Below are 16,171 nucleotides of genomic sequence, written 5' to 3' on the forward strand. Positions count from 1 at the left end.
CCGGCAGGCGGAGACCATTCTCGGTCACTGCGACGGGGTGTGGGGACCACCGCCACCCGTCCGGGTGACCTCATCGTTCGTCGCGGCGGCGCGGCGCGTATCCCGGTGGCTGCCGCGGCGGCGGCAGGACCGGTTCCAGGGGCACGACCGGACGCGTCACCGCCTCGGCCGCGGTCACCTCCACCTCCTCGCCGTACAGCAGGATCGGCAGCCGGCCGTCGGCGCCGTCGCGCAGGCTCACCCGGGCCGTCTCGTGGTCGGCCTCGACCAGCAGCCGCAGTCCGCTGTGCCGCAGGTTGAACCGCAGCCGGGTGATGCCGGACGGCAGCCGCGGCGCCAGCGCCAGGACCGGGCCGTGCTCGCGTTCCCGCAGCCCGCCGAACCCCTCGACGATCGCCGACCACGCCCCGGCCAGGGACGCGATGTGCAGGCCGTCGCGGGTGTTGCCGTGCAGGTCGCGCAGGTCGACCATGGCGGCCTCCCAGGCGTAGTCGTGCGCCAGCTCCAGGTGGCCCACCTCCGCGCACATGACCGCCTGGGTGCACGCCGACAGCGACGAGTCCCGCACGGTGATCCGCTCGTAGTAGTCGACGTTGCGGGCCTTCTGCGCGGGCGTGAAGTCGTCGGCGCACCAGTGCATCGCCAGCACCAGGTCGGCCTGCTTGCACACCTGTCGGCGGTAGAGCTGGAAGTACGGGGCCCGCATCATCAGCGGCTCGTCCGGGCGCTCGGGCGGGAAGTGCCAGGGCGCGTACCGGGTGAAGCCCGCCGACTGCGGGTGCACGCCGAGCCGCTCGTCGTACGGCAGGTGCACGGCGTGCGCGCACGCCCGCCAGGTGTCCGGCTCGTCCGCCCGCACACCCAGCCGTCTCGCCAGCTCGGGGTGACGGGCGCAGGCCTCGGCCGCGGCCCGCAGGTTTCGGGCCGCCATCAGGTTGGTGAAGACGTTGTCGTCGGCGACCGCGCTGTACTCGTCGGGCCCGGTGACCCCGTCGACGTGCCAGACCCCGTCGGCGTCGTGGTGGCCGTGCGACTCCCACAGGCGGGCCGTCTCCACCAGGATCTCCAGCCCGCACTCCTGTTCGAGGGAGCTGTCGCCGGTGATCTGCCGGTACCGGTCGACGGCCCGGGCCACGACCGCGTTCAGGTGCAGCGCGGCAGTGCCGGCCGGCCAGTACGCCGAGCACTCCTGGCCGCCGATGGTCCGCCACGGGAACGCCGCGCCGGACAACCCCAGCGTGGCGGCCCGCTCCCGGGCGTGCGGCAGGATCGCCCACCGCCAGCGCAGCGCGTCCGCGGCGGCTTGCGGGGCGACGTAGGTCAGGAGCGGCAGCACGAAGCCCTCGGTGTCCCAGAAGGCGTGACCGTCGTAGCCGGGACCGGTCAGGCCCTTGCCCGGCACGGCCCGCCGCTCGGCGCGGGCGCCGGCCTGCAGCACGTGGAACAGCCCGAACCGGACGGCCTGCTGCAGCGCCGGGTCACCGTCGATCTCCACGTCCGCGGCGTCCCAGAAGTCGTCGAGGTAGCCGCGCTGCTCGGCGACCAGACCCTCCCACCCGGCGTAGCGGGCGCCGTGCAGGGCCGCGGCGATCTGGTCGCGCATCGCCTCGGTGGAGCGGGACGTGCTCCACCCGTACCCCAGGAATTTGACGATGCGCAGCCGCCCGCCGGGCGGCAGGACGGTGACCACGGTCGTCCTCGCCCAATCCGGCCGGACGTCGGTCTCCTCCTCGTAGTCCCCGGGCGCCTCGACGATGTGGTCCATTCCGGCGGCCATCAGCAGCCCGCTGCGCCGGGTACGGTGCAGCAGCACCGCGCCGTGCTGCTCGGTGTCCTGCTCGACGGCGACCAGCGGGTCCTTGAGCGCGGCCGCGACCCGCGGATCATCGGAGACCTTCACCTGCTCCTCGTTGGCGGCCAGGCCCGACTGCGCGGTGACGCGGACCGGCTGATCGCCCGCCTGGACCTCGTAGGCGATCGCGGCCACCGCCCGCTGGGTGAACGAGACCAGTCGCTCGCTGCGGACCCGCACCCGGCGGCCGGCCGGCGACTCCCAGTCGACGTCACGGCGCAGCAGCCCGGACCGCAGGTCGAGGACCCGCTCGTGGGCGTGCAACCGGCCCCGGTCGATGTGGAACTGCTCGTCGTCGACCATCAGGCGGATCAGCTTGCCGTCGGTGACGTTGACGACGGTCTGCCCCTGCTCGGGATAGCCGTACCCGCCCTCCGGGTACGGCAGTGGCCGCTGTTCGTAGAACGAGTTCAGGTAGGTGCCGGAGATCTCGTGCGGCTCCCCCTCGTCGAGGTTGCCGCGCAGGCCGAGATAGCCGTTGGCGAGCGCGAACACCGACTCCATCTGGGCGAGCAACCGGGTGTCGAGGCGCGTCTCGCGCACCTGCCAGGGGTCCGCCGGGCAGATCTCTTCATTGATCATGCGATGTGACCGGAACTGTTCATGGCAAAGCCGATTGCCCAGGCCGGTGCGGAGGAAACTGGCAGTTCCCTGAATCCTCGGCCGCGATCCGCCCCGTCCTTCTCAGCTCGGCGGCGAGCTCTCAGGTCACCAGGCGTTCGACGAAGGCGGCGACCACCTCGTCCGGGTCGGCGGCGGCGCCGATCGAGGTGGTGAGCATGTCCAGCAGCAGCCCGTCCATGGCGTAGTGCAGCAGCGCGATCTCGAACTCCCCGCCGGGCAGGCCGGTGGTGGCGTGGAAGGCGACGTCGTCGCGGAAGCCGCCGCGCAGGGTCGCCCCGAGGATCTCGGCGAGCTCGGGGCGGCGGGCCGCCTCCAGCCGCAGCTCGATCAGCGCACGGGTCACGTCGGGCTGCCGGGTGGTGCGCTCCAGGATGTAGCGCAGATAGTCGATGAACAGCTCGCGGGACGGCTCGCGGGCGGCCAGGGCGGCGATGACCTTCTCGTCCGGGGCGAACCGCTCCATGATCCGTTCGCCGAGGGCGCCGAGCAGCGCGTCGCGGGAGCGGAAATAGTTCGACGCGGTGCCGGCGGGCACCCCCGCCCCGGTGTCGACGGCGCGGTGGGTGAGGCCGCGGGCGCCCTGCTCGGCGAGCACGCGCAGGCCGGCGTCGGCGAGGAGGCGACGGCGATCCGGATTTCTCGGCATGGCGACACGGTAGCAGTAACCACTACAGCTGTTGTACGTTGAACCACGACAGCCATAGTGGTTCTGTTCTCATCCTGTCGCCCTCGTCCCGTCGCCCTCTTCTCCTCACCCTCGTCCCGTCGCCAGGAGGCCTCCATGCGAAAGCTCGTCTACTACGTCGCCAGCACCCTCGACGGCTACATCGCCGCGCCGGACGGCTCGTGGGACTTCTTCCTCATGCCCGCCGACCTCACCGCGCTCATGAACGCGCGCTATCCGGAGACGGTGCCCACCCACATCCGCGGGATGTTCGGCGTCGACGGCCCCAACCAGGAGTTCGACACCGTCCTGATGGGGCGCAACACCTACGAGCCCGCCCTCAAAGAGGGTTTCACCAGCCCTTACTCCCATCTGACCCAGATCGTCTTCTCGCGCACGATCACCACCTCGCCCGACCCGGCCGTGCGGGTCGTCGCGGAGGATCCACGCGACTTCGTCGACAAGCTCAAACAGCAGCCCGGCAAGGACATCTGGCTCGCCGGCGGCGGCAGCCTCGCCGGGCACCTCATGCCGGCCGTCGACGAGTTGGTCATCAAACTCAACCCGACGATCGCCGGTGACGGCATCAAGCTCGCCGCGACCGGGTTCGACCCGCACCGGTTCACCCTGATCGAGGCCACCCCGCTGGAAAGCGGCGTCGTCGTGCTGCGCTACCGCGCGGCCCGATCATCGTCCCGGGGTTAGCGGACCGGCGGGCAGGGCATACGGAAGACGACCATCGCGAGAACCGAGCGCGAAGTCCGCAGTGGAAAGGCTTTCTCATGACCATGTACGACACCAGCACCGATGCCCGCACCAGCACGATGGGCGCTGACATCGACGCCACCCGTGACCGGCTGCTCGACACCGACGGCCCGGCGTCCGGCTCGCGGGTCCGGCAGGCTCTCAGTGCCGCACCGGTCAAGGCCCGCCAGGCCGGCCAGGCCGTCCGCAACCGCCCCCGCACGACGGCGGTGACCACCCTGCTGCTCGTCGTCACCGCGGTCGCCGGCACGGTGGGCGCCCGCAAGATCACTGAGGCCCGGCGACCGCGCAGCCGGTGGCAGGCGCTGCTGCGCCGCTGATCCGTGACCGGGCTGCCGCCGGCGTTCCGACGTGTCGGGACGCCGGCGGCAGCTCCGGCTCCATACCGGCGGGACGCCGGTGCCAGCCCCCGTTCCATGCCGGCCGCGATGCCGACGGGCGCTCCGCCTCCATGTCGGCCAGACCGCCGACACCAGCCCCCGCCCATTGCCGGCCGGACCGCCGACGGGGGCTCCCACTCATTGCCGGCCAGACCGCCCACGGCGGCTCCCCGCTCAGTACCAGCCAAACCGCCGACGGCGGCTCCGGCTCAGTGCCAGTCGCTGATCGGGACGTCGCGGGGCGAGGGGGCGCCCTCACCGGTCTCCACCAGCGACTTCAAGCTCAGCAGGTAGGAAGCCCACTTGGTGCTGCAGTGGTGCATGAACTCCACCGGCGCCGCCCAGCCCTGATGCCGGAACAGCACGATCGTGTAATCGCCGTCCTGCCGCAGGTTCCAGTCGACCGTGGTGCCGATCCATTCCTCCGGCCCGTCGACGACCCGCCACGACACCCGCTCCCGCGGCCGTAGCTCGACGACCTCCATGTCGAAACCGCCCGGCAGGAAGCGGAACTCCAGAACACCACCCTCGGCGGCGCTGCCCTTCGTATCCTCGGTCCACCAGCCGGCGAGGCCTTCGATCGTCGTCAGCGCGTCGTACACCTTCTCCGGCTGCGGGGTCTTGACGCCCACGCGGTGCAGGATGTCCACCATCTCGTCCTCCTGATTTGGTCGATCTCGTCGTCATTCCTGCCGATTGCGCTGGATCGCCTCGGCGATCCGCTTGATCCGCTGCAGCCGGGCGTCCCACGCCGCGCCGACCGACGACAGCTGGGCCACGGCTCGCGCGAGCTGGGCGTCGTCGACCCGGTACAACTTCTCCCGGCCGGCCGTGGTCGCCCGGACCAGGCCGGCGCGGTCGAGGACACCGAGGTGCTTGGCCACCCCTTGCCGGGTGACCGACATCTGCTGGCTCAGCGTGGTCGCCGTGCCGTGGCCGTCGACCAGCAGCAGGTCGAGCATCCGGCGCCGGGTCGGGTCGCCGATCGCGGACCACAGATCATCGTCGACCGGGTCGGCCACCGGGACGCTCACGGCCGCACCGCGAGCTTCGCGGCGTACGACACCAGCCGCGGAAGGTAGAAGTCCCAGCCACTGACGTGGTCCCGGTACTGCTCCTCCAGGACGGCGACCTCCCAGCCCATCTCGCGGAAGCCGGTCTCGGTCATCTTCAGCAGCGTGCCGGCGCCGGACGGCGCCAGATCGAAGGTCACCAGCAACGAGTTGCCCTCGGCCGCCGTCTCGCCGGCCGGGTGCGTCCACCGGAACGAGAACATCACCGGCGGCCGCGTCTCGACGACGGTGAGCGCCACCACCGTTCCGCCGGCATCGCGGTCACCGAAGACGATCTCCCCGGACGAACCCGGCTCCGTGCCGTAGCGAGCGTCGTCCGGCCACCACTGCTTGAGGTGCTCGGGGCTGCTCACCACCTCGAACACGACCTCGGGCGACGCCTCGACGTAGATCTCCCGCTCGATCGAACCTGTCTCCATGACAACCTCCCGCAACCTTTGGTTGCGCATCACGGTAGCCCTGGCGCGGGTCATGCGCAACCATTAGTTGCGTTTCAGGCGTCGCCAACCTGCCGGCGCCCATCAGCCGCGCCGACAGGCGGGCGACCGAACCTAGCGGCCGGACGCGGCGGGCTCAGAGATGATCGTGAGGTCCCGGATCACCTGGCGACCGCGGCGAGCGGCGAGCGGCGAGCGGCGAGCGGCGACAAAACTGTGCGCACGCCGGTGAATCCCGCCGGCCACCGGGGCCCGCCGCGTGCCGCGCTGTCACGACCCCGGAACACGAGGGCACGGCGATGACGGCCGATGTCGGCATCGTGTGACCGCCGCTCACGGCTGGTGGAAGACGACCTCCGGATGGTCGGCGGCCGGCCCGTCCAGCAGCGGCTGGGCGACACCGCGCAGGTGCAGGTCGAAGAACGCGTTCACGTAGTCACGGACGATCCGCGCGGTCCGGTCGCCGGGCAGCGGCGAGCCGTTGTCCGGCAGCCCCGCCTGCTCGGAGAGCACCGAGGTGTCGCTGAAATCGAGATGCCCGGTGCCGGTGACGGTGAACCAGCGCTTCCAGCCGTCGAGCCGTGCCCAGTCCCGGTCCCAGGTGGTGTCCCTGGGGTTCACGCCCGGACTGTGGCCGGGCGCGCCGAACAGCATGAACGGCCGCCCGGCCAGCCCGTCGGCGGGCAGCGGCGCGAACTGGGTGCCGTCCATGTTGATCCCGGCCCGGACCCGCCGGTCGGCCGCCATCGTCGCCGCCGCCGCATTGCCGCCGATCGAGTGCCCCGCCATGCCGATCCGGCGGCGGTCGATCAGGCCGGCGTGCCGCCAGGCCGGGCGGACCCCGGTCAGCCGGTCGAGCAGGAACGACACATCCGCCGCCCGGCCCTCGGCGACCCGCGCGAGGTCGTCGTTCTCCTGCTGCTCGAACACGTCGCAGGCGGTGCAGGCGATCAGCCGCCCACCCGGGAACGCGGTCCCGGCCGACTCGTGGGCGTGGTCCACCAGGGCGACGACATATCCTCGGCTGGCGAGTTCCTCGGCCAGGTGGGTGAGGGTGTGTCGGTGCAGGGTGAAGCCGGGCGAGAGCACCACCAGCGGGTAACGGCCCCGGCGCGGCTGCGCCGACCTGCGGGCGGCCGTGCGAGTCGCACTGAGCTCCTCCGGCTCGACGAGGCCGGACACCTTGCGGTCCTCGACGAACCGGCGTGCCTCGTCCACGGTCAGGTAGGTCGCCGCCGGCCCGGGGCGGGCCGCCGCCGGGTAGTACATCGACACCATCAGCTCACGTGGGCTCGCCGGCACCCACGGGTCCCGCCGGCTCCGGTCGACCAGATGCAGCACCTCTCGCCCCACGGCGTGGGCCCCCGACGGGACCGGCAACACGAACCGCGACGCGGCCGTCTCATAGCCGGCGGCGACCGTCGCGGCGGCCGGTGAGACCGACAGAGCCGGCGGTACGAAGGCGGTGGCCGCCACCACGAACGCAGCGGCGGCCTTCTTGGCGATATCCATCCGTGTCGTCATGCGTCCAGCCAACCGCACCGGCCCGCCCAGCACAGTCACCCACCGTGGACATCCGGGGGTAGACCCAGCACTACCTCCGCCGGCGTCGCGCAGAAGAAGTCCCGTCGTGCGCTCAGGTCCGGCCGGACGGGTCACCGAAGCCGGGACCGCGCGGACCGTCACGCCGCCCTCAACCGCGTCGGTGACCGGAGAGGAGACGATGTCCGCTCGCCATGAATTCCTCGCTTCCCTTCGTCAGGCGGAATCGAGGGTGGCGGCGAGCCAGCGGAGTTGGTCTCGGGTGTGGAAGGCCTCCCCGCCCTCATGGCCGTTGTACGGATAGACCCGCATGGTCCGAGACGGCGGGGCGGAGCGGCCGTTGGCCGAGCCGTACTGGTCATAGGCGGCGAAGCCGGTGTCCGGCGGGCACACGGTGTCGCGCAGACCGATACCGAAGTGGACGGGCGCGACGGCCCGGCGGGCGAAGGTGACGGCGTCCACATACGCCAGGGTGTTCCAGACCGCGGGGGCGGCGTCGCGGTGGACGGCCAGGTAGGCGGCGATGAGGTTGTACGGTTCGGTGCCGGCCAGGTCGACGGCGCGCTGGATCTGGCAGAGGAACGGCGCCGAGGTGAGCACCGCGGCCACGTCGGGGACCAGACCGGCGACGGCGAGGGCCAGCCCGCCGCCCTGGCTGTTGCCGGCCACGGCGACGCGATGCGGGTCGACGCCGGGCAGGGCTCTCAGCGCGTGGACGGCCCGGGCCGCGTCGGTGATGAGCCGGCGGTAGTAGTAGTCGTACGGCGAGAGGATGCCCCGGGCGAGCAGGCCCGCCGCGGTGCCCTGCGGGTCGGGGGTGTCGCCGCCGGAACCGTACTGGTCGCCCTGGGCCCGATTGTCCATCAGCAGATGGGCGTATCCGGCGGCCGGCCAGGTGAGCCGTTCGTGCGGCAACCCGCGCCCACGGCCGTAACCGGCGTATTCCACGACGGCGGGCAGTGGGCCGCGCTGACCGGCGGGCCGGGTGTACCAGGCGCGGATCGGGTCGCCGTCGAATCCGGCGAACGTGACGTCCCAGCAGTCGAACAGGGGAAGGCCGTTCGGCTCGGGATGGACGTCCAGGATGGGCGGGCCGTCGGCCGCGGCGAGGGTCGCCTTCCAGAAGGCGTCGAAGTCGTCGGGTTCGGGTTGTGTCTGAATAGCGTGCCCCCAGAGGAGCCGAAAAATGACGTGCCGATGTCGGTAGTTGCGACCCCGGTGCCAGCAACCATACTTTCCTCCCATCGACGAAGTCCACTGTTGACATGCCTTCCGTACCGGGCTTACGTTCGCCGCCAGACATCTCGTTACATCGATGAAATCTCCGAAAGTTTCGGCGGGAGGTGACATGAGAAAGCCAGCGGACGGCGACCTGAAAACGCCTGTGGCCGGCGGCCTGAGCGAGGCGCCGCGCGGTGACCTGAGAGAACCCGCGGCCGGGGACAGGACGGGCACGGTGGGCGGCGGCGCGAGACGAGCGCCGGGTCGCACCTGGAGGCAGGCGCTGCGCCGGGATTGGCAGTTGTACTCGCTGGCCGTACTCCCGCTGATGTTCTTCCTGGTCTTTCGCTATCTGCCGATGCTGGGCAACGTCATCGCGTTCCGCCGGTACGAGCCGGGCGGTGACCTGTTCGGCGAGCGGTGGGTCGGGCTGCGCTATTTCGAGATGTTCCTGGCCGACCCCACGTTCTGGCAGGTGTTCACCAACACCGTGGTGCTCGGCGGGCTCACTCTGCTGTTCTGCTTCCCGTTGCCGATCGTGCTGGCCCTGCTGCTCAACGAGGTGCGCACCCGGTGGCTCAAGGGCCTGGTGCAGACCGTGTCGTACCTGCCGCACTTCCTGTCGATCGTGGTCGTCGCCGGCCTGGTGCTGCAGACGGTGTCGGTGGACGGGGTGATCAATCAGGGGTTGCGGGCGGCCGGGGAGGATCCGGTCGCGTTCATCCAGGAGGCCGGCTGGTTCCGCACCATCTACGTCTCGTCGGAGGTGTGGCAGACCGTCGGCTGGGGCACGATCCTCTACCTCGCGGCGCTGACCACGATCGACCACGACCTGTACGACCAGGCGAAGGTGGACGGCGCGAACCGGTGGCGGCAGACGTGGCACGTGACGCTGCCCGGGATCCGGCCGACGATGATCACGCTGCTGATCCTCAACATCGGCACGTTCCTGGCGGTCGGTTTCGAGAAGGTGCTGCTGCTCTACAACCCGCTGACCTTCACGACGGCGGACGTCGTCTCCACCTATCTGTACCGGGTCGGCATCGTCTCCGGCAGCTTCAGTTACGCCACCGCGATCGGCCTGTTCGAGGCGCTGATCGGGCTGGCGCTGGTGCTGGGCGCGAACACGCTGTCGCGGCGGACCACCGGGACGAGCCTGTGGTGACCGTGACCCGGGGGTACCGGGCGTTCCAGGCGGTCAACGCGGTGGCGCTGGCCGGCGTGGTGCTCGTGACGTTGTTCCCGTTCGTCAACATCGTGGCCCGCTCGTTCAGCGGCGAGCAGGAGATCCGGGCGGGTCAGGTCACGTTCTGGCCGAAAGGGTTCAACCTCACCACGTACGAGCGGGTGATGTCCGACGCTCTGTTCTGGACGAACTATCGCAACACCGTCGTCTACACGGTGGTGGCCACGGCCATCGCGCTGGTGCTGACGACCTGTTACGCGTACGTGCTGTCGAAGAAGAACCTGAAGGGCCGCGGCCTGCTGGTCGGGATCGCGGTGTTCACCATGTTCTTCAACGGCGGGCTGATCCCCAACTATGTGCTGGTCAGCACGCTCGGCCTGCGCAACTCGCTGTGGGCGATCGTGCTGCCGAACGCGATCAGCGTGTTCAACCTGCTGGTGATGAAGGCGTTCTTCGAGAGCCTGCCGTCCGAGCTGGAGGAGGCCGCGGCGGTCGACGGCTCGGGCACCTACGGCACGCTGCTGCGGATCGTGCTGCCGCTCTCGAAGGCGGTACTCGCGACGATGCTGCTGTTCTACGCGGTGTCGTTCTGGAATTCGTGGTTCGCCGGGTTCCTCTACATGGACCGGCAGGAGTTGTTCCCGGTCACCGTCTATCTGCGCAATCTGATCGCCGGCGCCACCGCCGGCACCGACAACACCGCGAGCAGTGAGGCCGCGCTGCAGATCGCCGCGAGCATCCAGGCCGTCACGATCGTGCTGACCATGCTGCCGATCATGCTCGTCTATCCGTTCATCCAGAGGTTCTTCGTCTCCGGCGTCACGCTCGGAGCCGTCAAAGGCTAGGAGCCCTCCCATGATCCCACTGACCAGACGTCATCTCCTGACCGCTGCCGGCGCCGCGGCTGTCGCCGGTCTGGCCGGCTGCGGCGACGACGAGCCGGACGCGAAGGAGGGCCTCGACGGCAAACGGGCCGGAGCCATGGACGCGTTCAAGGTCGGTGACCAGTTCAAGGCCACCGAGCCGCTCACGTTCTCGATCATGATGCTCAGCAACCAGACCTATCCGTACAAGGCGGATTGGCCGTTCCTCACCGAGTTGACCAGGCGGACCAACGTGTCGCTGGAGGCGACCGCCGTCCCGGGCAGCGACTACAACCAGAAGCGCAGCGTGATGGTGAGCGCCGGGAACGCCCCGTTCATCATCCCGAAGACCTACCACCCGGACGAGGAGGCGTTCATCGCCGGCGGGGCGATCCTGCCGGTGAGCGACTACGTCGACCTGATGCCGAACTACTCCGACAAGCTCGCCCGCTGGAACCTGCAGCCCAACGTGGACGGGTTCAAGGCCGAGAACGGCAAGTACTACCTGCTGCCCGGCCTGCACGAGAACGTCTGGCAGGACTACTCGCTCGCGGTGCGCACCGACATCATGGACAAACTCGGCCTCACCGCCCCGCAGACATGGGACGACCTGGCGAACGTGCTGCGCGAGATGAAGAAGGCGTACCCGGACCGCTATCCGCTGTCCGACCGGTGGAGCACTCCGCCGCAGCCCGGCGGCAACAACCTGATCAATCTGGTCGGCACCGCGTACGGCGCGCGCGCCGGCTGGGGCTGGACCCCGGCCGTCTGGGACGCCGCCGCCGGCAGGTTCGTCTACTCCGGAGCGATGGATCAGTACCGGCAGATGCTGGAGTACCTGAACAAGCTGGTCACCGAGGGCCTGGTCGACCCGGAGAGCTTCACCCAGACCGACGACAACGCCCGGCAGAAGTTCGCCGCCGGCAAGTCGTTCGTGATGAGCTGCAACGCCCAGACCCTGGTGAACGAGGCCCGCAAGGACATCGCGAAGATCCCCGGCGCGACGGTGGCCAAGATGATCCTGCCGACCGGGCCGATGGGCGCGACACTGCCCGGTTACAACCGCCTGGAGAACGGCATCATGATCTCCAAGAAGGCCGCCGAGAGCAAGAACTTCGTGGCCATGATGCAGTTCATCGACTGGGTCTGGTACTCCGACGCCGGCCAGTTGTTCAGCAAGTGGGGCATCGAGGGACAGACCTACAGCGGCAGCATCGAGGACGGCACCTTCAAGCTCGACCCGGGCGTCAAATGGGCCGGCCTGAACCCGGACGCGCCCAAGGGCCTGCAGGTCGACTACGGGTACTCCAACGGCGTCTTCTCCTACGGCGGCAGCACCAAGCTGCTCAGCACGCAGTTCTCCGACGAGGAGAAGGCCTTCCAGGCCGAGATGAACAAACGCAAGGCCCAGCCGGTCCCCCCGCCCGCCCCGTTGTCGGCCGAGGAACGCGAACAGGTCACGCTTTGGGACTCGGCGCTCAAGGACCACGTCTTCCAGAACACGCTGCGGTTCATCCTCGGCCAGCGGCCGCTGGGCGAATGGGACGCCTACGTCAAAGAACTGGAGGGCAAGAACTCCACGAAATACCTGGACATCGTCAACAAGGCGTACGAGCGCTACAAGAAGGCGCACGGCTGATGCGGTTCTCCGACGCCTGGCGCGCCTGTGTCGGCACCGGCCGGATGGACCTGGCGCTGCGCCGCGACTATCAGGATTCGCTGGCCCTGATCCAGCGCGAGATCGGTTTCCGGCATATCCGCGGGCACGGCCTGTTCAGCGACGGCATGGGCATCCACCGCCCGTTCCGGCACCTGGAGCAGGAGCACGTGCGGTATTCCTTCACCTATCTGGATCAGGTCGTCGACGCCTATCTCGAACTGGGGATCCGGCCCTTTCTGGAGCTGGGGTTCATGCCGTCCGGGCTCGCCTCCGGTGACCAGACGGTCTTCTGGTGGCGCGGCAACGTCACGCCCCCGCGCTCCTGGAGAGCGTGGGCCGATCTGGTGCGGGCGACCGTCACCCACCTGGTCGACCGGTACGGGCTCGACGAGGTCCGCGGCTGGCCGATCGAGGTGTGGAACGAGCCGAACCTGACCCAGTTCTGGCAGGGCGCGGACGCCGACGCCTACTACCGGCTCTACCAGGTGAGCGCCGAGGCGATCAAGGAGGTGGACGCGCAGTTGCGGGTCGGCGGCCCGGCCATCTCCCCCGGCGCGGACGAGTGGCTGGAGAGGTTCGCCGACTTCGTGATCGGTCACGACGTGCCGATCGACTTCGTGAGCCGGCACGCCTACACCTCGGGCCCCGCCCGGCACGTGCCGTTCGGCAGCCGTCAGAGGCTGGCCCCGGCGTCGCGCCTGCTCGACCAGTTCGCCCTGCCCCGCAAACAACTGGCCGGCACCCCGCTCGCGGATCTGCCGGTGCACATCACCGAGTTCAACTCCTCCTACTGTCCCGACAACCCGATCCACGACACCGCGTTCCAGGCCGCCTATCTGGCGCCCGTGGTCGCCGCCGGCGGCGACCCCGCCGACTCCTTCTCGTACTGGACCTTCAGCGACGTGTTCGAGGAGGCGGACGTCCCCACCGAACTGTTCCACGGCGGCTTCGGCCTCCTCACCCACCGCCAGATCAAGAAACCGGCCTTCCATCTGTACGCCTTCGTCGCGCGCATGGGCGACCGGTTCCTCTCCCGCGGCCCCGATCACCTGATCACCACCGACGCGGACGGCCGGGTGACCGTGCTCGCCTGGGCGCCGGTCGACCACACCGGCGCCGGCCGGTCCCCGCGCACGCACAACCTGCGGTTCTCGGTGCCGGTCGACGCGCCGGCGGCGTTCCTGCTGCGCTCGACCGTCGACGAGGAGCACGGCAACGCCTTCGCGGCCTGGCAGGAGATGGGCCGTCCCCCGTCCCCGCTCCCCCGCCAGTTCGACACGCTGCGGGAGGCCGCCGAACCGGCTCGCAGCCATCGCCGCCTGCCGGTGCGTGACGGCCGCGTCGACATGGAGATCGCCCTCGCCCGGCACGAGGTGACCCTGCTGGAGATCACCCCGGTGACCGGCTCGGCGCCGCCGTGGTGGGACGACGACGACCTGCTGGACGGACCGTCGTGAGCGCCGTCCAGGAGCGTTTCGGGACGGGCCTGCTCGCGCAGGCGGCGGCGCTCGCCTATCACCTGATCGTCGTCGAGTCGCTGCTGCTGGTCACCGCCGGGCCGGGACTGGCCGTCCTGGTGCTGCTCGACCGGGACCCGTCCAACCTGCCGCTGGCCGCGTTGTGCGCGCTGCCCGCCGGGCCGGCGCTGTCGGCGGCCCTCTACACGCTGCACCACCGGCGGCTCGACCTGACCGACCTGCGGCCGGCGAGCGTGTTCCTGCACGGCTACCGGCTCAACGCCCGCGGCGCGTTGCCGGTCTGGGCGATCTGGCTGACCGTTCTCACGCTGAACCTGGCTCACCTCGGCGCGACCGGTCTGGCCGGGCCGGTCCTGCTGATGGGCGTCACGCTGTGGATGCTGAACGCGCTCGTGATCACTTCGCTGTTCGAGTTCCGCACCCGTGATGTGGTGCGCCTGGCGGCGTACACCCTGGTCCGGACGCCTCCGGTGACCCTCGCCAACGTCTGCCTCGTCATCGTCGTCCTCGCCGGGATCCTGATCTTCTCGGAGGCCGTGCTGGCGCTGGCCGGCTCGGTGCTGGCGCTGGTGCTGCTCGCCAACAGCCGGAAGCTGATCGCCGTGATCCGGAGGGACTTCACCCGGTGACGATCCCCTACGGCGGCGACTACAACCCGGAGCAGTGGCCGGCCGAGGTGTGGGACACCGACCACCGGCTGTTCGACGCCGCACACATCGACACGCTCACCGTCGGAGTGTTCACCTGGGCACTGACGCAGCCGGCGCCGGACGTCTACGACTTCTCGACCCTGGACCGGATCGTGAGCAGGGCCGCCGCCGCGGGCAGGCGGATCTGCCTGGCCACCGGGACCGGCGCGCACCCTCCCTGGCTGGCGAAGGCGTACCCGTCGGTGACCCGCACCGACTTCGAAGGACGCAAGCACCGGTACGGCCAGCGGCACAACTCCTGTCCCAGCTCACCGGAGTTCCGGCGGCTCTCGGCCGAGACGGCCCGCCGGATCGCGCGGCGCTACGCCGGCCATCCCGCGATCATCGCGTGGCACGTCGGCAACGAATATGGCGGCGCCTGCTACTGCTCATACTGTGCGGCGGGTTTCCGGGGCTGGCTGCGCACCCGCTACTCCACTCTGGACGGCCTGAACGCGGCCTGGTACACCACTTTCTGGTCGCACACGTTCACCGACTGGGACGAGATCGAGCCGCCGTCGGCGCTCACCGAACACTGGCGCGGACCCGACCACACCGCCTTCCAGGGCATCACCCTGGACTATCTGCGGTTCATGTCGGACGCGATGCTCGCCAACTTCTCCGACGAGAAGGCGGCGATCCGCGAGTCCGACCCGGACACCCCGGTGACCACCAACTTCATGGGCCTGTACCGGCCGGTCGACTACCACCGGTGGGCGCCGCACCTCGACTTCGTCTCCTGGGACAACTACCCGCCCGACGACCGGTCCGCGGCCCGGATGGCGCTCGCCCACGACCTGATGCGCGGTCTCAAGGACGGGCAACCGTTCTGGCTGATGGAACAGACCCCGAGCGTGACCGCGTGCCGCGACGTCAACCCGCTCAAGCGGCCCGGCGTGATGCGACTGTGGAGCTGGCAGGCGGTGGCACACGGCGCCGACGCGGTCCTGTTCTTCCAGATGCGGGCCGGGCGCGGGGCCAGCGAGAAATACCACGGCGCCGTGATCGGTCACGCCGGCCGCGCCGACACCCGGGTGTTCCGCGAGGTCGCCGCGCTGGGCGCCGAACTCCGGCGGATCGGTCCGGCCACCCTGGGCGGCCGGACCCCGGCACGGGTGGCGCTGCTGTTCGACTGGGACAGCTGGTGGGCGCTGGAGATCTCGGACGGCCCGTCCCGGCTGGTCCGCTACCTCGACGTGGTGCAGGCCTATCACCGGGCGCTGTGGGACGCGGGCGCCGGCCTCGACGTGGTCCCGGTGACCGCCGACCTGACCGGCTACGACGTGGTGGTGGCGCCCGTCCTGCACATGGTCAAGGGCGACCTGGCGGCGCGGCTGTCCGAGGTCGCCGCACGCGGTGGTTCGGTGGTGACGACGTTCCTGTCCGGACGGGTCGACGAGAACGACAACGCGTTCCTCACCGACGTGCCGGGGCCGCTCGGCCCGCTGATGGGCGTGCGCGTCGACGAGTGGGACGCCCGGGAGAGCGACCACGTGAACCCGGTGGCGATCGGCCCGGCGGCGGTCGCGGCGCGCCTGCTGTTCGAGTTGGTCATCCCCCAGGGCGCCGAGGTCGTCGGGAGATACCGGAGCGACTTCTACGCGGGTACGGCGGCGGTCACCCGCAACACCTACGGCGACCTGCTCTCCGGCGACCGCGTCACCCGCGGTCAGGTGGTGACGCTGGACGCCCACGACGTCATGGTGATCGTCACCGATCGATGAGAGCCGCCGGGGC

General features: G+C 70.2%; 15 protein-coding genes. 8 read left to right on the top strand and 7 right to left on the bottom strand.

Annotated features, from left to right (window positions below):
* Positions 1 to 70: 70 nt before the first annotated feature.
* Together QLQ12_RS12420 and QLQ12_RS12425 are read right to left on the bottom strand one after the other, a co-directional pair.
* On the bottom strand, positions 71 to 2,434 hold the full coding sequence (locus QLQ12_RS12420) for a glycoside hydrolase family 65 protein (RefSeq protein ID WP_282759561.1): 2,364 nt from the start codon (positions 2,432 to 2,434) through the stop codon (positions 71 to 73).
* 121 nt (positions 2,435 to 2,555) lie between these two features.
* A complete protein-coding gene (locus tag QLQ12_RS12425) occupies positions 2,556 to 3,122 on the bottom strand; it encodes a TetR/AcrR family transcriptional regulator (protein ID WP_282759563.1) in 567 nt (188 codons plus the stop codon).
* Positions 3,123 to 3,257: 135 nt separating this feature from the next.
* Between QLQ12_RS12425 and QLQ12_RS12430 the strand changes: the two genes are divergently transcribed.
* Positions 3,258 to 3,845, top strand: coding sequence for a dihydrofolate reductase family protein (locus tag QLQ12_RS12430; protein ID WP_282759564.1), 588 nt, complete (start codon positions 3,258 to 3,260; stop codon positions 3,843 to 3,845).
* A gap of 77 nt (positions 3,846 to 3,922) precedes the next feature.
* Positions 3,923 to 4,225 carry a hypothetical protein gene (locus tag QLQ12_RS12435; RefSeq protein WP_282759565.1) on the top strand — a complete coding sequence of 101 codons (303 nt, stop codon included), beginning with the start codon at positions 3,923 to 3,925 and terminating at the stop codon, positions 4,223 to 4,225.
* Between the two features lie 269 nt (positions 4,226 to 4,494).
* On the opposite strand, the gene QLQ12_RS12440 is transcribed toward QLQ12_RS12435, so the two are convergent.
* The 5 genes from QLQ12_RS12440 to QLQ12_RS12460 form a co-directional block, all read right to left on the bottom strand.
* Positions 4,495 to 4,938: an SRPBCC family protein gene (locus tag QLQ12_RS12440; protein WP_282759566.1), complete on the bottom strand. Its 444-nt coding sequence runs from the start codon at positions 4,936 to 4,938 to the stop codon at positions 4,495 to 4,497.
* A gap of 30 nt (positions 4,939 to 4,968) precedes the next feature.
* On the bottom strand, positions 4,969 to 5,319 hold the full coding sequence (locus QLQ12_RS12445; protein ID WP_282759567.1) for an ArsR/SmtB family transcription factor: 351 nt from the start codon (positions 5,317 to 5,319) through the stop codon (positions 4,969 to 4,971).
* Positions 5,316 to 5,777, bottom strand: a complete 462-nt coding sequence (locus QLQ12_RS12450) for an SRPBCC family protein (protein WP_282759569.1) — start codon at positions 5,775 to 5,777, stop codon at positions 5,316 to 5,318. The genes QLQ12_RS12445 and QLQ12_RS12450 overlap by 4 nt, the downstream gene beginning before the upstream one ends.
* A gap of 351 nt (positions 5,778 to 6,128) precedes the next feature.
* The gene (locus tag QLQ12_RS12455) at positions 6,129 to 7,319 is read right to left on the bottom strand and encodes an alpha/beta hydrolase family protein (protein ID WP_282759570.1); all 1,191 of its coding nucleotides are present in this window, start codon (positions 7,317 to 7,319) and stop codon (positions 6,129 to 6,131) included.
* 234 nt (positions 7,320 to 7,553) lie between these two features.
* Positions 7,554 to 8,582, bottom strand: a complete 1,029-nt coding sequence (locus QLQ12_RS12460; RefSeq protein WP_282759571.1) for an acetylxylan esterase — start codon at positions 8,580 to 8,582, stop codon at positions 7,554 to 7,556.
* Between the two features lie 103 nt (positions 8,583 to 8,685).
* Here QLQ12_RS12460 and QLQ12_RS12465 point away from each other — a divergent pair, with 103 nt between their 5' ends.
* The 6 genes from QLQ12_RS12465 to QLQ12_RS12490 are packed head-to-tail and all read left to right on the top strand — an operon-like array spanning position 8,686 to position 16,158.
* The gene (locus QLQ12_RS12465; RefSeq protein WP_282759573.1) at positions 8,686 to 9,723 is read left to right on the top strand and encodes an ABC transporter permease; all 1,038 of its coding nucleotides are present in this window, start codon (positions 8,686 to 8,688) and stop codon (positions 9,721 to 9,723) included.
* The gene (locus QLQ12_RS12470; protein ID WP_282759574.1) at positions 9,720 to 10,589 is read left to right on the top strand and encodes a carbohydrate ABC transporter permease; all 870 of its coding nucleotides are present in this window, start codon (positions 9,720 to 9,722) and stop codon (positions 10,587 to 10,589) included. Before QLQ12_RS12465 ends, QLQ12_RS12470 begins: the two co-directional genes overlap by 4 nt.
* Positions 10,590 to 10,599: 10 nt before the next feature.
* The gene (locus QLQ12_RS12475) at positions 10,600 to 12,246 is read left to right on the top strand and encodes an ABC transporter substrate-binding protein (protein WP_282759576.1); all 1,647 of its coding nucleotides are present in this window, start codon (positions 10,600 to 10,602) and stop codon (positions 12,244 to 12,246) included.
* A complete protein-coding gene (locus tag QLQ12_RS12480) occupies positions 12,246 to 13,724 on the top strand; it encodes a GH39 family glycosyl hydrolase (protein WP_282759577.1) in 1,479 nt (492 codons plus the stop codon). The genes QLQ12_RS12475 and QLQ12_RS12480 overlap by 1 nt, the downstream gene beginning before the upstream one ends.
* Positions 13,721 to 14,374, top strand: a complete 654-nt coding sequence (locus QLQ12_RS12485; RefSeq protein ID WP_282759578.1) for a hypothetical protein — start codon at positions 13,721 to 13,723, stop codon at positions 14,372 to 14,374. Before QLQ12_RS12480 ends, QLQ12_RS12485 begins: the two co-directional genes overlap by 4 nt.
* Positions 14,371 to 16,158, top strand: a complete 1,788-nt coding sequence (locus QLQ12_RS12490) for a beta-galactosidase (RefSeq protein WP_282759579.1) — start codon at positions 14,371 to 14,373, stop codon at positions 16,156 to 16,158. Before QLQ12_RS12485 ends, QLQ12_RS12490 begins: the two co-directional genes overlap by 4 nt.
* Positions 16,159 to 16,171 lie beyond the last annotated feature (13 nt).

This window comes from Actinoplanes sandaracinus (assembly GCF_030009775.1).
In the GTDB taxonomy this organism is placed as follows: Bacteria; Actinomycetota; Actinomycetes; order Mycobacteriales; family Micromonosporaceae; genus Actinoplanes; species Actinoplanes sandaracinus.